The following is a 16,091-nucleotide window of genomic DNA, read 5'->3' on the forward strand; positions in this document are numbered from 1 at the left end:
ACTTTATTTTTTAATAATTACTGCTTTTTTGTTAAATATTTTTTCAAAATCTTCTAATTTCATAGAATAAGAAGCTCCTTGATTCATAGGTAATGGATCACGTAAAAATACTTTACCATCTTCCACTTTTTCAAATACTACTGCATGTCCTTTAAACTCTGGAGTACCAATACTTACAATTGCCTTGTCTCCATCTTCTAGTTTCTCTAATAATTTAGAAAATTTAATATCTTCCTCAAAGACTGCTACTACATCATCTATATAATTATTATATAGTGCATCTGGAATATCTTTAATTCTTGCTCCATCTCTAGTGGTGTCCAAAGCATTTGCAAGATAATCTTCACTTTTTATAATGTTCTTATCTTCTAACACCATTCTCAAAGAAGTAGCAACGCAAGTATGGTCTGTAGATTGCCCAAAGACTTTGGTTGTACTAGCAACCCTTTCAATCTTAATACCTGCATTTTCTGCAAAAGATTTGGTAATATCTCCTCCTCCTTTTTGGAATTTCTTTCCCCTTACAATTACCTCCTCTATATCCTGCGCTTCCTCCGCCAAATCCTCCGCCTTTGCACCATTTTTAGCGCCCTGCAGTAGCTCTTCAATAAATTTAATAAACCCTTTGAAACCTTTTGCGCAGGCTTTGGAGAATCTTAACATCAGTTTACCAAGCCCCAGCAGCAAATCAGTAAGCCCAAATGTTGCTGCTGAAAAAGCTTCTCTGGTTATAACCCGAAGCAGGCTGGATGCTTTCTGTACATAAGTAGCTCCTTTTACCACATTGCCTTCCCCCGCGGTAAAGATAAGAAGTAGAATGTTGATAATGAACTCAAAGACTATAAGCCCTGTATAAAATGCTACTGTATAGCGAGAAGTGTTATCCCAGTATTCTTTCAATTGGTCAAAAATACCCTCAAAGTCAGATTGGGATATATTCACACTGGATCGAAACAGTTTTTTAACCCCTTCTAAAAACACTGGCACATTTTCATATACCCAATCCAATACATCTTCTGCTTTTTCCAAAAGGTTTCTTCTTTCCAAATACTGCTGGTAAGAAAATGTAGTGGTAGGCTGTAAAAGAAATTCCAGAATATACAGAATGCATTGTACCAAACTCACCAATCCATTGATGATCCCACAGTTAAAAGCATTCAGGATTTCTAAAAACTCAATCCCTTTCTGTGCCAGATCAGAAACGATTTCATTAATTTCTGATAGAAAGGTTTTAATGGTATTGATAATTCCTGTAATCCTGGTTACCAGTTTTTTGAAGGATTCAGGCAGATGGTCAATAGCAGCATCCTTAACCTGCCTGCAGATTGCTTTACCAATTCCCAAACCTGGCTGAAAGCTGTTTCTACCCCCTGTACAAAAGGATTGCTGCCCAAATCTTCAAAAAATTGTGCAGCCTTGTTCATATTTACAGGAACTGCAGCACCTGCAAAAAGAGGAATAAGGGGAGAATAATCTTTAGACGCGGGATCGTAATTTTTTTCATCCGGTTTAAAGTCTTCCAGTTGCACAGCACACATCATTAAAAGGGGATTGGTTTTAAAGTCAACCCCCTTTTGAAATATTATTTTTTGTACCGATAAATACCATCAGTATTTTTAATAATTTCAGTTTTAATAAGATTAAAATTATGATAGTATACAGGTTCTCCCGTTTCGTCAGAAAGGATTAGAAAATCTGTATTGTCAAAAAGGGATTTTACTGAAATAACCCAAACATCAATAATTTTCTCATTTGGAAATAATAATTATTTTGTTCATGGAAATTGACGTTGATGATGTTATCTTCTCCAAAAACCCCATCTGTTAAATCTTTTACAATTTTGATAGCTTTTTCTAATATTTGTTTTTCTATATGTTTCATTTTTACTCTTCAATAGTAACTTTACATTAGTGCTACTAACAATGGTTTTTTCATCATTTAATAAAGAATAGGTAATTTTAGATTGACCGAGTGAATGAACTAACAAAAGAGGTAATTTTTTATCATCATCAATATATAGCAAAGCACCTCTGCTTTTACCAAAATCTTCTTCTCCCCATAAAAAAGAAATCTGCCAAATGTTTTGATTTTTGTTATAACCAAAAAAAGAATCTTCATTTAATTCTACACACTTTATTTGATTCTCGTCATCATAACCGAATCCGGAATTATTTAGAATTTTTTTAGATAATTCAATTATTTCTTTTGCCGTATGTTTCATTCTATTTGCTCCCCTGTTTCACTTCTGTTATTATTTCTCCATTATCATTAACTTTATAATATATGAAACTATTAAAACTATGTTGTAAATAAATAGGATGCCCATTATCATCATTAATTACAAGTCCTGCTAATTGATTTTTGCCCCAATCTTCTTCTCCAAAAAATATAGATACATTCCAAGAGTTAATTTTTTTACCATCCAAATATAAATCTTCATTTTCACGAATAATCATTTTTTCTTTAGTGTCATAGATAAAGTTAGTTTTTTCTAAAATATCTTTTGCAATTTGCTCTATTTGTTTTTCTGTATGTTTCATTTCTAATTTATTTTAACATTCCTAATTTTTTTAATTTCACCAATTCTTCCATTTCGTCAATAATTAACTTCGGTTGCCCCATTGGTATTCTAATTCTATCATTTACATATTCATAAGAATCAACTAATTCTCTTTTAGTCCATTTATCTTTTGTTTTCCAGATAGCATCCCAAACTATTGTTTCATCTTCCCACAAGGGTAGTTTGGCATACTCTTCAGGTGACAATCTTTTCCAGGTTTTCATATGAACCATTTCATGAAAAACGGTTAACTCTGAAACTTCTGAACGCAAAAACATAGTTTTAAGTCTTGGATTGAAAGAACCTACTACACCTCTTGCATTCCAGTCTTTAAGCTTTTGCTTCATTCCAAAGTCCTTATCTACGATTTTCAAATCTACATCATAAAGTTCCTTTAATAATTTTCGAAGTTTTTTAATCTCTTTTATAGTTAACAACCTGCCCCCATCGAATCCAAAATCATCATTAATTTTTCTGAAAAGTTCCTCAATATCCTCAACTACTTCATCATGAACCCTATTACCACTTCCAAATATAGTATCAATTTTCTTTCTAACCCATTCCGCAACTTTACCGCTTTTTATTGCTTCCAGCATTTCAAGGAACTCCTTTTCCAACCATTTATAAAGATCTTTTGCAGAATTGGCAACTTTCTTCCCTAAACCTTTTCCAAAATTAATAGCTTTGGGTCCCAGCTGTTCTGCTTTGGCTGTTAATCGACTGATTTTTGCAGATGCTTCGGCAACTAATGAGCTTCCGCCTGTGAAGTAAGCAATTAAAGCATCCAGAATCAATTCGAGGGCAACCCCTCCTATAAAGTAAGCCCAGAAATATTCATTCAAGTCTTTTATTTGAATAAATTTCTTTTTCAGCATATCAGAAAACTCAGAAATTTCTTTCCAAATCTTCCCATCACTAAAGAGATTTTTAACACCCTCAAAAAATTCTTTAGAGTTTTTAGCAAATAAATCTACAAAATCTTCGATAAATTCGAGTTCCTCCTGATGCTTTGCCAATTGCAAAGGACTGCTTTTTTCTATTTCAAAAATTGGAAATTTTTCAACTACCATTGCCAAAAGCATAATGATAGTCTGTACCAGTGAAATAAGCCCATTGATTAAACCGCACAAGAAAGCATTAATTTTAGCGATCTCGCTATTGAGTTCTGCTTTTATAAAATTTTCAATTCCTGAAACCACATTCAGCAAATCATTAAAAACAGCTTTCAGCTTGTTGTATATAATTTTGATACTTTCAGGCATATTATCCTCTATAATGTTCTTTACCAAATAAGTAACAGCAAAAAGCACATCATCCGAAATAGTAGGGGTAGCCTTTACAATATTGAAAACAGCAGCAGTAGAAATTTCATCAAATGAAGTAACAAAATCTTTAAGTTTTTTCAAACCATCTGCCACAATATGTGGAGACTCAGACATATTCTTATATTGATTGTTGGGGAATGGAACAGGAATGATAGGTTTGTATTTAACTTCCTGTTGTGGAAAACCACTCGCCCCTATTTTATTTTGGTAGTTGCTATACATAGGCAACACATAATATTTTGTAAAGTCGTAGTTTTCCTCTGTGAACTTCCATTTTTCAGTAGCTTCTATGCCTCCTTTCAACCAATCTGCAAATAGGTTATTCAATGAAGATACTTTTGTAAAGGCATCATTGATTTTGCTTTTGTCTAAGATTTCCAAATATATAGCCCCCTTGAAAAGGGTAGCATCAATGCCATAATCTTCTGCAATCACTTTAATAAGACTACTGAAATCGGTTACGCTTCTGTCTAAAGTGTTTCCGTCGTAATTGATTGTTTTTCCTTTGCTGTAATAATGTTTTATCAACTGCTCTCTTGCATAATCTCCCATTTTCACTCTACATGCAGTTCCAAAAAAATTACTGGTATCTTTAGAAACCATTTCGTAATAAATGGTAAAATAATCAGGCTCAATAGTGTCTTTTTCGTATTTGTCAAAAACTTCGGTTCCACTTTCGCAAAAAACAGCCTGATGATGAACCATAGTATATTTTTCTGATGGTGGATAGTTTACCTTCTTTTCCGGTGGTACTACAAAAGTTTCATAAAACATACTATTTTGCCCTAAAGGACTGTCAAATTCCCTACTCAATACATAGGCTAATCTTCGTTCCATATTTTGTGTTTTTAATGATTATTAATTTGGTTTACATATTTCTAAAAGCAAAGCTAGATCCTGCCTGCGTCAAAACCTGGCGTGTTATTTTTATTTCGATGATTAATCCTTACCATCATGAAACAACATTCTATTGTTATTTGTCATAAAAATCGTTAGAAAATTGATCCTAAAAGAATCAGACAGCCAATAAACTGTCTGATTTTGTTTTCCTTAAAATTTTGATGGAAATAGCGGAAATTTTAACCGGGTTTGCCAAAATATTAGCCAAAAGACTTAAAATTTTGGACAATGAACCTAAACATAAAGTAAGAAAACTTAAACAGAAGGTAAAAAGACTTAAACACATCTTCAATTCACCTTAACGTTTAGGTTTTGGGTTCTGGCTATGCTATTTTGCATTATTTTCGGCTTCGGTACTGTTACTTTTGGCTGTTCTTGGGAAAAACTGTTTCAGGTCTGCTACTTTTTCTGCAAAACCAACCACCTCTCTTCCTTTTTTGTATTGGGAGTATGCATAATCGTCTAATGCATCATTATAGTTATCGTAATCGTGTAAAATCTTGGTACTTTCCATTTGATATACCAGGCTGGCTAATTTCTCTTTTCTCGTTTCTAAGAAAATTCTGGCCTGATAATCATTTTCAAACTCATCCCAATTCACATCATCGGCACTCAGCTGGGGCTGGTTCATTTTATAATCTCTTACCTTGTTTACGAAAAGCTTGTTCTGTTCGTTTATGGTTCCGTAAAGTTTTCTTTGGTCTGCATTGAGAGCAGCCAGTTTTCCTTGGAATAAAGCTTCTAATTCTGCAATTTTAGCATCAATTTGTGTTTTTAAATCATTGGTAAACTGTGTCTGAATAATGTTTTTCATAATTGTTAAATGTTTATTCAAATGTAATAAAAATGAATTAATTCTTAATAAAAGTATTTTAGTTATGTAAATTATATATTTTTAGTATATTTTTATTGTAAATTAATTATTAATTAAATTTTTTACAATCTAGTGCATGAGTAGATAGAATATTATTACTTATTTGCTATGAGTTTTGTAATATATTTCATTGATCTAAAGTTTTCGAACAGATTATACGCCTGGATAAATAAGTGGAAAATAAATTTTTCCAATAGTTTTTCCCTGAATTCACCGATCAGTCTTATCAATTACAAAAAGTAACTAATGCAAAATATTAGCTTTAAATTTGCTGAGGTTTTAAGAACCTAAAATTTGAAATTATGCAAAACTTCGAAATATCCGTGCTGGATCTTGCTCCCGTGAAAAAGGACAAGACCATTCACGATACCTTTCAGGATAGTCTTTCATTAGCCAATCATGCCGAAAGTTTAGATTATAAAAGATTCTGGCTTGCAGAACACCACAATATGGAAAGCATTGCCAGTTCGGCAACCTCTGTGTTGATCGGCTTTATTGCCAACGGAACCAAAAAAATCAGGGTAGGATCAGGAGGAATCATGCTTCCGAATCACAGCTCTCTCGTTATCGCCGAACAATTCGGAACCCTTGAATCGCTTTTCCCGGGGAGGATCGATCTCGGATTGGGTAGGGCGCCCGGAACGGATGGTCTTACCGCTCAGGCATTAGGAAGAAATCCGGCCATTATCAATCAGCAGTTTCCAAGACAGATCCTGGAGCTGCAGAAATATTTCTCTAAAGAAAATTCTGAAGCGTTGGTACGGGCAATTCCGGGAGAAGGGCTTGATATTCCTCTTTATATTTTGGGATCGAGTACAGATAGTGCTTTTTTAGCTGCTGAACTTGGTCTTCCGTATGCATTTGCAGGGCATTTTGCTCCGGAACAGATGGAAATGGCTTTCAATATTTACAGACAAAATTTTGAACCTTCAAAATACTGCACCGAACCTTATATTATTGCTTGTATCAATGGGGTAGCTGCAGAGACTTCAGAAGAAGCTCACAAAATGTCCACGACCTTGTTTCAGGCTTTTATCAATATCATCCGTAATGACAGAAAGCCTTTTGCGCCGCCGGTTGATGAGATGGATGATATATGGTCGCCCATGGAAAAATCAATGGTTTTACAAAAGCTGCGTTATACTTTCATTGGAGATCAGGCTGAAATTGAAGAACAGATTAAAAGTTTTCAGGAGAAATTTAATGTCAATGAACTGATGATAAATTCTCATATTTATGATCATCAGAAAAGACTTAATTCCTATACTATTTTCAGAAAAGCAAAAGACGCTGTTCTTAATGGATAACAAACCCTTATCATAATTGGGAGATGCTTATTTTTGAGTATCTTTGCAAAAACTTAAAGTAAAAATGTCTGATATTAAATTAAATACTATTCCTGAGGCTATCGAAGACCTTAAAAATGGTAAAATAATCATAGTAGTAGATGATGAAGACAGAGAGAATGAAGGAGATTTTCTTTGTGCCGCAGAACTGACGACACCGGAAATTATCAATTTTATGGCACTCCACGGAAGAGGATTGATCTGTATGCCGCTTCCTGAAAAAAGATGCGATGAACTGGGATTGGAAGTAATGGTAAGCCGAAGCAGTGATCCAAAGGAAACAGCCTTTACCGTATCGGTAGACCTTCTTGGAAACGGAACTTCTACAGGTATTTCTGCAGCCGACAGAGCTAAAACCATTCTTGCTTTAATGGATGAAAAATCCAAGCCGACCGATTTTATGCGTCCGGGACATATCTTCCCGCTTCGTGCAAAAAAAGGAGGTGTATTGAAGAGAGCAGGACATACAGAAGCTGCCATTGATCTTACCTGTCTGGCAGGATTGAAAGAAGGAGGGGTGATCTGTGAAATCATGAACGAAGACGGTTCAATGTCCCGTTTGCCCGAGCTTTATGCTTTTGCACAGAAGCACGATATGAAGATTGTTTCGATTGAAGACCTGATTCATTACCAGCTTAAAAAAGGAAATCTTATCGAAAGAATTGAAGAAAGAAAGGTGAAAACGGCTTACGGAGACTATGATTTCTTTGCTTTCAGGGAAACTTCAAATGATCAGATTCATTTTGCTTTAACAAAAGGTGCTTGGACGGTTGATGAGCCTGTTTTGGTAAGAGTGCAGTCTTCCGATTCTTATTTTGATGTTCTGACAAGATTAAATAACGGTGAAAAGCCTTTGTTGGAAAAAGTAACCAGTATGGTGAACGAAGCAGGGAAGGGTGCTATTATTTTTATCAATAATGTTTCTAATTCCGAAAATACGTTAAGAAAGCTTCAGCAGTTCCTGAATTATCAGGACGGACAGGTTCAACACCCAACGTTAGCGTACAATTATAGAGATTACGGTATCGGAACACAGATCCTTAAAAATCTTGGAATCAATAAATTTAAAGTAATCACCCAAAATCCTAACATTAAGCCTCAGGTTGGAGGTTATGATGTTGAGGTAACGGAGATGGTACAGCTGTAGTCAATGGTCAATTGTGAATTGGCTTCGTTTTAAGTGATTGATATCAGTTAATATAAAAACCTTCAGGATTTCAAAAATCTTGAAGGTTTCTTTTTAATAAAATTATTTTTAAATAATCCTTATACCCTCAAAGCTTCTGAATCCGTTCAGAAAGTCTTTGATATTCATTCTTTTCTTTCCTTCCAGCTGCAGTTCTAAAGGGAAATATATTCCGTCAGCAGTATAGATCTTAAATTCATTCTTAGAAATATCTATAGTTCCGGCAGGCTTATCATGATTAGCAACCTCGAATTTACCTCCGAAAATTTTCAGTCCTTTTTCTTCGTTTCCGATTTGTAATGTAGTGAAAGCAGCAGGATAAGGAGACATTCCCAAAACAAACTGATGAACCTCTTTAGATTTTTTTGTCCAGTCTATTTTAGTATCTTCTTTAAAGATTTTATAAGCATTTTTAGGATGCTCAACATGAGGTTGAGGTCTTTCGGTAATGGTATTTTCAGCAAGCCCGTCAAGAGTTTTTACTACGAGTTTTGCGCCCATTTCCATCAACCGGTCATGAAGACTTCCCGCATTTTCATCAGGCAGAATCGGTAATTCTTCCTGAAGCAGTATATTTCCTTCGTCAATTTTCTCATTAATAAAAAAAGTTGTGGCTCCTGTTTTTTTTTCACCGTTGATTACGGCATAATTAATGGGAGCGGCTCCTCTGTAATCCGGAAGCAGGGAAGCGTGAAGGTTAAAAGTTCCCATTTTGGGCATTTCAAAAAGCACTTTTGGCATCATCCTGAATGCAACTACTACAAAAACATCGGCATCCAGTTTTCTCAATTCATTCAGAAATTCCGGATTTCTTAATTTTTCAGGCTGAAAAACAGGAATATTATTTTCTGCCGCAAAAATTTTTACAGGCGACTGGTTCACTTTTTGACCACGTCCGCTTGCCTTATCTGCAACCGTTACAACACCTACAACTTTATGATGAGAATTATGTATGGCTTCCAAAGAAGTCTTTGCAAACTCCGGAGTGCCTAAAAAAACAACTTTCAATGATTTCATGATGCAAAGATAAGCGGTTTATCAATAAAAATCAGGTATAACCTTAAGCCATTGCTCAGGCTAAAGCATACGTTCTGAAATTCAACATTTTTACTTTTCCTGAATCCAGCAGATAGATAAGATTCTCCAGGATATTTTCTTTAGGATGATAATTCAGCTGGATCGAAATTTCTTCTATGGTTGACGGCTTTTTAGTAAGTGCCTGCAAAATTTCTCCGGAAATATTCTTCCCGAAAATAGATTGCCTGTTAGTTTCACAAACAGAGCACTGTCCGCAGTTTTTAGATTTCTTTTCACCGAAATACATGAGAATCAGTTTCATTTTACAGTACCGGCTATCCTCAATATAAAATTTCATTTCTTCCCATTTCTGGATTTTATTTTTCTGAATATGTTCAAAAAGCTTCCAGTATTGTGAAGTATTAAGTCTTTCGTCTCTTGGTTTTAAAAATTTGATACTGGATAGGGCTCCGTCTACATATTCTACGTATCCTTTCTGCTGTAGCTCTTTCAGTCTTTCTTTAATTAAATGAACACTTACGCCGATCTTATTGCTTACCTGCTGCTCGCTGAACATTACCTTATGGGTAGTAATTCCTGATATGGTACGAAGCATCAGCTCAATAAAATAAGCATCTTTGTGCGGAAGCTGGTCGATTTCATCCGCCTGCATCAGAAGCTGAAGGGAAGAAAGGCTTTTATGGTCATTGAAATAAATAATTTCCTGGTTGTGAAGAAAGTTCAGGACATTTTTAATTTTTGCTGAAGAAAGTTTTGTGAAATTCTGAATTCCATTTAAATTGAGCTGAAAGACCTTTTCAGGCATTTCAAATTCTGCCACCTGAAAAATAGAGTAGAGGTAAGTGATGATTTTTAAGAACTCAGTTTTACCCGGAGTCTGGTTTTTTAAAATATCATCAAAATTAGAAAGTTCCTGTTTGTCCCAAAGTAAAAAAGCAAAGCTTTCCTGGCCATCTCTTCCGGCTCTCCCGATTTCCTGGTAATAATTTTCAATGGAAGGAGCAGGGGAATAATGAATCACAAAACGGACATTGTCTTTATCGATTCCCATTCCAAAGGCATTTGTGGAGATTAAAACTTGGCTGTCACTGTTATTCCAGATGGTCTGCTTGGCATTTTTTTCTTTTGTGGTAAGCCCGGCATGGAAAAAATCGACATTGTTTAATTGATTTTTTCGTAAGAATGCACTGAGGAGCTCTGCTTCTCTTCTCGTTCTTACATAAATGATTCCCGACTGTTTAGTGAATTTCAGGATATCATAGATTTTTTGAAATTTATCAGAAACTTCTTCTGTGAAAATTCTGATATTGTCCCTTTTAAAACTTCTCTGAAAAACCTGAGGATCTTTAAGATCGAGCTTTGCTTTGATTTCATCCAGAACCTTTGGTGTAGCCGTTGCCGTTAATGCCAGACACGGAATTTCAGGATTATTTCTTCTGAATTCTTTAATGTTCTGATAGCTCGGCCTGAAATCCTGTCCCCATTCTGAAATGCAGTGTGCTTCATCCACTGCAATAAAGGACATCTGGATTTCTTCAATATTTTGAAGAAACTGTTTATTGGTCAACCTTTCCGGAGAGATGTAAAGCAGTTTGGTTAATCCTTCTTTGCAACGGTCATAGATTCCTTCAGCATCATATTCGTCTAATTCCGAAGACAGATACTCTGCTTCAATTCCTCTTGATTTCAGCTGGCCAACCTGATCTTTCATTAACGCCAGAAGTGGGGAAATTACAAGGCATGTTCCTTCTTTTAATAAAGCAGGAAGCTGATAACAAAGAGATTTTCCTGCTCCTGTGGGCAAAAGGACGAGCGTGTCTTTTTCATTAATAACAGAATCAATAATAGCTTCCTGAGAGTCCCGGAAGTTATCATAACCCCAAAAATATTTTAAGGTTTTGAATTTTAATTCTTGAAAATCTTGTTGGGAAATCATGGGATAAAAATACTGAAACTTAACTGACAAAAAAAGCCACGCATTGCGTGACTTTATTATTATTTATAAAATTACTCTATTATTTAGCTTCAAAATAAACTCTTCTGTTGGCTCTGTTTTTCCATTCAGGGCATTTTGTAGCGGGGTCACATTCAGGATACTTAAGGTCTTTTTTGCCTCTTCCTATTGCATTTAATTTATCAGACTGCACACCGTTTTTAATTAAATAATTTTTAACACTGTTCGCTCTTCTTTCTGATAATTTTTGGTTATAGGCTTCAGAAGCTCTTGTATCTGTAGCTCCAACTACCGTATAAGTTCCGTTGGAAGAGTTGATATAATTAACCGCATTGTTCAGGATAGGCGTATTGGAAGGTAAAATTCTGTCTGAATTAAGATCAAATTCAATTCCTTCTAATTTGGTTTCATCCTCAATTACAGTTCCTCTTGTTGTAGGATCCGGAGTTGTAGGACAGCCTTGGTTTTCAACAGGTCCGGGAACTGTTATACATTTATCATTAAGATCTATTACACCGTCCAGATCGGTATCAAGTGCAACACCGGCACCATCTACTCTTGCTCCTGAAGGAGTATCAAGCTGTCTGTCCCAATCATCGCAAACACCGTCGTTATCAAGATCTCCTTTTTTACAAACTTCAATATCCTGGTTTTTACTTGCCAGAACATCCAATTTATAGTACATTTCCTGAAGCGGGTCATGCCACATCAGGTGAGATTCGTGTTTTCCCAGTTTTAAAGAAACCCCTAAAGTTGCATTAAAGAAGTTGTCGGATACTTGTTCCTCTCTCTGATTAATAGTGCTGTATTTGTCGCCTCCGCCATCAAATTCATCATCGCCGGTAATCGCGTACATTACTCTTCCTTCAATATCGATTCTTCTGTTTACCTTAAACTTAAGACCAGCTCCGGCCTGTGCAAACATGGAACCCAGCTTAAATGGTTTGATTTCAGTGACCATTCTTTCTCCTGTTTCATCCTTCTGATAAGCACGGTATGCCAGAGTTCCTAAACCTGCATATCCATGCAACGCCCATCTGTACGGAGAATGATTATCCACTCTTCTGAAAAGATTGGAAAGATTGACATCTCCCAGCAATGAAATGGCATCATACTGCGTTCTGGCACCAACCTGCTGATATACTGAGGCATTTGCAGGTGCATCCTTTTTGGTATTGAACCATCCCTGTCTTGTTTCGCCTCTGTCATATTGTAAGTTAATCCCAAAAGCATGGGTGATCGCTTTGTCGATACTTACGTATGCAGAATAGCCAAATACGTTTTTACCGTTACCGTTTTTTATGGATGTTAAGTCAGCAGATTGAACTAATGGTACGCCGGCACCGAATGAAATTGCCCAATCATTGAATCTTTTTACTTTATTTGTAAACGGAGAAATATTTGCAGAACCTGAAGAGAATGTATTTGGATATTCTCCGGCTGATGTGACTGCTATTGAGTCTTGTGCAAAGCCTGTTGCGGGAACAGCTAATGCTAATGCAACAATTGCTAAACTTAATTTCATATGTATTTTTTTTAGTATTTTTAATAATAGTTATTTATTTGTAGGGCAACCCTGATTTTCAACAGGTCCCGGAACCGTTACACATTTGTCGTATAAATCTATAGTTCCGTCCATATCGATATCTAAAGCTACACCGGCGCCATCTACCCGTGCTCCGGAAGGTGTATCAAGCTGTCTGTCCCAGTCGTCACAAACTCCATCACCGTCTGCATCGCCTTTTTCGCATACAACCAGTTCCGGACTTTTGTTTTCAAGCACATAAGCTCTATAATAAGCTTCCTGTAGAGGATCGTGCCAAGTAAGATGAGTCATGTGTTTTCCTAATTTGAAAGAAAGACCAAGATTCACAGTCCATGCATTATCGGATCTTCTTTTATTAATCATGTTATACTTAGAGACAGCAGAGCTGGGATCATAGTCTGCCGGACCCGCATAGCCACCGCCATCAAACTCGTCGTCTCCACTGATAATGTACATTGTTCTTGCTTCGACATCAATAAGTTTGGAAACATTATATTTAACTCCTACTCCCAGTTGGTAATAAATGGAATTTATATCCAGCTTCTGATTAATAAATAAGGGAATCCTTGCGGGAACGGTGCTCCATCTGAACTCATTATTATCATGCAGTGAGGTATTGTAGTTCATGACACCTATACCGGCATATCCATGCAAGGCCCATCTGTAGGGAGAATGATTGTCAACTCTTCTTAAAAGATTGGAAAAATTAACATCACCCATTAAAGCAATCTGATTATATTTCGTTTTTGCCTCCCCAACTCCCGCAGCTATACCTGCAGCTCCTTCCAGCTGAGCCTTCTGCGTTGTTTCACCTCTCTGGTAAATAAGACTTATTCCGAAAACATGGGTAATCTGTTTGTCTAAGCTTACATACGAATTATATCCCCAGTTAATCTTTTGATCTGTAATCGACTTAAGGTCTGAGTGAACCATAAATGCAGCACCTCCACCTATCGATACAGACCAGTCATTGAATCGTCTGGACGCATTGTTGAAAGGTTGGACATTGGCAGAACCTGAAGAAAATGTATTGGGATACATATCATTAGAGGTGACAGCAATACTGTCCTGCGCATACATTGCAACAGGCATTGCAGCCAATAACAATAAACTTAATTTCATACAATATGTTTTTTATGTTTTTTTAGATAAAATCTTTTAATAATATTCTTGAAAATTCTCTTTCAGAAAGATGTTTTTGATGAGGGATTTTTAGTCTTTCTGATATAAATTTTATTCCATTGAACGTAACGATATCAATATCAATAACTCTGTCGGTATGTTCTCCGGTTACAGTAGTATCGTCTGTTCTTCCCATTTCTACTTCAATACGTTTAATAAGAGTAAGAAGCTGAAATGGTGAAAGATGTGTGAATATTATTGATGCAATATTACAAAAAATATTGGAACTGGCAAATTCCACAGGTTCCGATGTTAAAAAATCACTTACTTCCCGTATTTCATTTCCTGCCTGTTCTATCTTATCCAGAGCGGTCTGCAGATTTTTTTTTTGGTCTCCGAGATTACTTCCAAGTAACAAAACGACTTTATGTTGCGACATATTGAAAAATGATTGTTTATGAAAAGCTTTTTTAAAAATGTACTGGCAAATATAGTGGCTATTGTCATATTATGTGTCGTGTTTTTCTTCTTTTTCATCATAATGCTGGTCTTCAGCGCTATGGGAAATGAAAAGTCTGTAGTTGTAAAAAAGAATTCCGTACTTACAATTAATCTGAAAACCAATATTATTGACAGTCCCACTGAAGAGCAGAGAGGATTGTTTAATATCAGCGAGCAGAATAAAAATGTTTTGATTTATGATGCGATTGAAGCCATTAGCAAAGCTAAAACCGATGATAATATCAGAGGAATCAGTATCGAAGCTGATGATCTTAATGCCGGAGTTACCCAGATTGATGACCTTAGAAATGCCATCGCAGATTTTAAGAAAAGCGGAAAATTTGTATATGCGTATGGAAATGCTGTTTCTCAGGCTTCGTATTACTTAGGATCCGTCGCCGATCAATATTATCTGAATCCGTCCGGAATGATCGAGCTGAAAGGTCTTGCTACGGAAGTAACCTTCTTTAAAGATTTTGCTGATAAATACGGTATCGGTATTGAAGTAATACGCCACGGAAAATTCAAATCTGCGGTTGAGCCCTTTCTGAGAAACGATATTTCTCCTGAAAACAAAGAACAGCTCAGTACTCTTCTGAATGATATCTGGAAAAATACATCTTCCAAAATGGCGGCCTCCAGAAAAATTGATACGGCTGCTTTCAGAACGGTGGTCGATAGCCTGTACGGAATGATTCCTGAATTAGGACTAAAATATAAACTGGCAGATAAACTGATCCAAAAAACCGAATATGATCAGCTGATTAAATCCAAATTAAGCTTAAAGGATGATGAAAAATTAAATAAGATTTCTTTAGGAAAATATATTGCTTCCTATTCTGATGACGAAAACTCAGGCGATAAAGTTGCCGTTTTGTATGCTTCAGGGTCAATTTATGGAGGTGACGAATACAATGATATTCACTCTGAAAAATATATTAAGTATATTAGAGATCTTCAGGATAACGACAATGTAAAAGCGGTTGTATTCAGAATTAACTCTCCGGGAGGAAGTGCAAATGCGTCCGATGAGATTCTTTTCGAGCTTCAGCAGTTAAAAAAGAAAAAACCTTTAATCGTTTCTTTCGGAGATTACGCTGCTTCCGGAGGATATTATATTGCAATGGCGGCAGATAAGATCTACTCTGAACCCAATACACTTACAGGATCAATAGGAGTTTTCGGGGTTATTCCTTATTTCAAGGATATTGCCAATAAAAACGGGATCCGTGCAGATATTGTTTCTACAAATGCCAATTCGCAGTATTATTCTTCATTAAATGGGGTTACACCTTACGGAGTAAGCCTTATTACAAGAAGCGTCGAAAGTACATACAAAAGATTCGTACACTTCGTAACACAGAACAGAAAACAGACTTTTGAGCAGATCGATAATATCGGCGGAGGAAGAGTGTGGAGCGGAACAAGAGCCAAACAGATAGGTCTTGTAGATGAACTGGGAACTTTAAATGATGCTGTAAAATTTGCCGCACAAAAAGCGGGATTAAAATCATACGGAGTGGCTTCATATCCGAAAAGCATGACTCCATTCGAGCAGATATTTAAAGATCTGAATCAGGATGAGATTTCTGAAAGAGTGATAAAAAATAAAATCGGGAAATCAAATTACGAAATCCTTCAGCAGGTTGTTGAAAAGAGAAAACTGCAGTCTGAAATAAAAATGGAGATGCCTTACCAGATTAAAATTAACTAAATTATATTGTACAAAGAAACGGCGG

The 16,091-nt window shown here is 36.0% G+C and carries 14 protein-coding genes; 3 read left to right on the plus strand and 11 right to left on the minus strand.

Annotated elements, in window-relative coordinates:
• Positions 1–3: 3 nt before the first annotated feature.
• From HHL20_RS00755 to HHL20_RS00780, 6 genes are all read right to left on the minus strand, one after another.
• Entirely contained in the window at positions 4–1,344 is a 1,341-nt protein-coding gene (locus HHL20_RS00755) for a cysteine peptidase family C39 domain-containing protein (RefSeq protein WP_169229309.1), read from the minus strand.
• Positions 1,263–1,541 (minus strand): hypothetical protein, encoded by a 279-nt coding sequence (locus HHL20_RS00760; protein ID WP_169229310.1) that lies wholly within the window; start codon positions 1,539–1,541, stop codon positions 1,263–1,265. The genes HHL20_RS00755 and HHL20_RS00760 overlap by 82 nt, the downstream gene beginning before the upstream one ends.
• A 257-nt stretch (positions 1,542–1,798) precedes the next feature.
• A complete protein-coding gene (locus HHL20_RS00765; RefSeq protein ID WP_169229311.1) occupies positions 1,799–2,221 on the minus strand; it encodes a hypothetical protein in 423 nt (140 codons plus the stop codon).
• Position 2,222: 1 nt separating this feature from the next.
• On the minus strand, positions 2,223–2,540 hold the full coding sequence (locus tag HHL20_RS00770; protein WP_089998141.1) for a hypothetical protein: 318 nt from the start codon (positions 2,538–2,540) through the stop codon (positions 2,223–2,225).
• Between the two features lie 7 nt (positions 2,541–2,547).
• Positions 2,548–4,722, minus strand: a complete 2,175-nt coding sequence (locus HHL20_RS00775; protein WP_169229312.1) for a zincin-like metallopeptidase toxin domain-containing protein — start codon at positions 4,720–4,722, stop codon at positions 2,548–2,550.
• A 391-nt stretch (positions 4,723–5,113) separates the two neighbouring features.
• Complete coding sequence (locus HHL20_RS00780) at positions 5,114–5,599, minus strand: hypothetical protein (RefSeq protein ID WP_169229313.1); 486 nt, start codon at positions 5,597–5,599, stop codon at positions 5,114–5,116.
• Between the two features lie 362 nt (positions 5,600–5,961).
• On the opposite strand from HHL20_RS00780, the gene HHL20_RS00785 reads away from it, so the two are divergent.
• Positions 5,962–6,966, plus strand: coding sequence for an LLM class flavin-dependent oxidoreductase (locus tag HHL20_RS00785; protein WP_169229314.1), 1,005 nt, complete (start codon positions 5,962–5,964; stop codon positions 6,964–6,966).
• A 64-nt stretch (positions 6,967–7,030) separates the two neighbouring features.
• Positions 7,031–8,152 carry a 3,4-dihydroxy-2-butanone-4-phosphate synthase gene (gene ribB, locus HHL20_RS00790; RefSeq protein ID WP_169229315.1) on the plus strand — a complete coding sequence of 374 codons (1,122 nt, stop codon included), beginning with the start codon at positions 7,031–7,033 and terminating at the stop codon, positions 8,150–8,152.
• Between the two features lie 108 nt (positions 8,153–8,260).
• Here the strand turns inward: ribB and fmt are convergent, their stop codons facing one another.
• The 5 genes from fmt to folK form a co-directional block, all read right to left on the minus strand.
• Positions 8,261–9,208, minus strand: coding sequence for a methionyl-tRNA formyltransferase (gene fmt, locus HHL20_RS00795; protein WP_169229316.1), 948 nt, complete (start codon positions 9,206–9,208; stop codon positions 8,261–8,263).
• Between the two features lie 55 nt (positions 9,209–9,263).
• Positions 9,264–11,165: a RecQ family ATP-dependent DNA helicase gene (locus HHL20_RS00800; RefSeq protein WP_169229317.1), complete on the minus strand. Its 1,902-nt coding sequence runs from the start codon at positions 11,163–11,165 to the stop codon at positions 9,264–9,266.
• A 79-nt stretch (positions 11,166–11,244) separates the two neighbouring features.
• Positions 11,245–12,708 (minus strand): OmpA family protein, encoded by a 1,464-nt coding sequence (locus HHL20_RS00805; RefSeq protein WP_169229318.1) that lies wholly within the window; start codon positions 12,706–12,708, stop codon positions 11,245–11,247.
• Between the two features lie 30 nt (positions 12,709–12,738).
• On the minus strand, positions 12,739–13,851 hold the full coding sequence (locus tag HHL20_RS00810) for an outer membrane beta-barrel protein (RefSeq protein ID WP_169229319.1): 1,113 nt from the start codon (positions 13,849–13,851) through the stop codon (positions 12,739–12,741).
• Between the two features lie 22 nt (positions 13,852–13,873).
• Positions 13,874–14,290: a 2-amino-4-hydroxy-6-hydroxymethyldihydropteridine diphosphokinase gene (gene folK, locus HHL20_RS00815; RefSeq protein WP_169229320.1), complete on the minus strand. Its 417-nt coding sequence runs from the start codon at positions 14,288–14,290 to the stop codon at positions 13,874–13,876.
• Between the two features lie 18 nt (positions 14,291–14,308).
• On the opposite strand from folK, the gene sppA reads away from it, so the two are divergent.
• Positions 14,309–16,066 (plus strand): signal peptide peptidase SppA, encoded by a 1,758-nt coding sequence (gene sppA / locus HHL20_RS00820; protein ID WP_169229321.1) that lies wholly within the window; start codon positions 14,309–14,311, stop codon positions 16,064–16,066.
• Positions 16,067–16,091 lie beyond the last annotated feature (25 nt).

Source organism: Chryseobacterium cheonjiense, from assembly GCF_012927265.1.
GTDB lineage: Bacteria > Bacteroidota > Bacteroidia > Flavobacteriales > Weeksellaceae > Chryseobacterium > Chryseobacterium cheonjiense.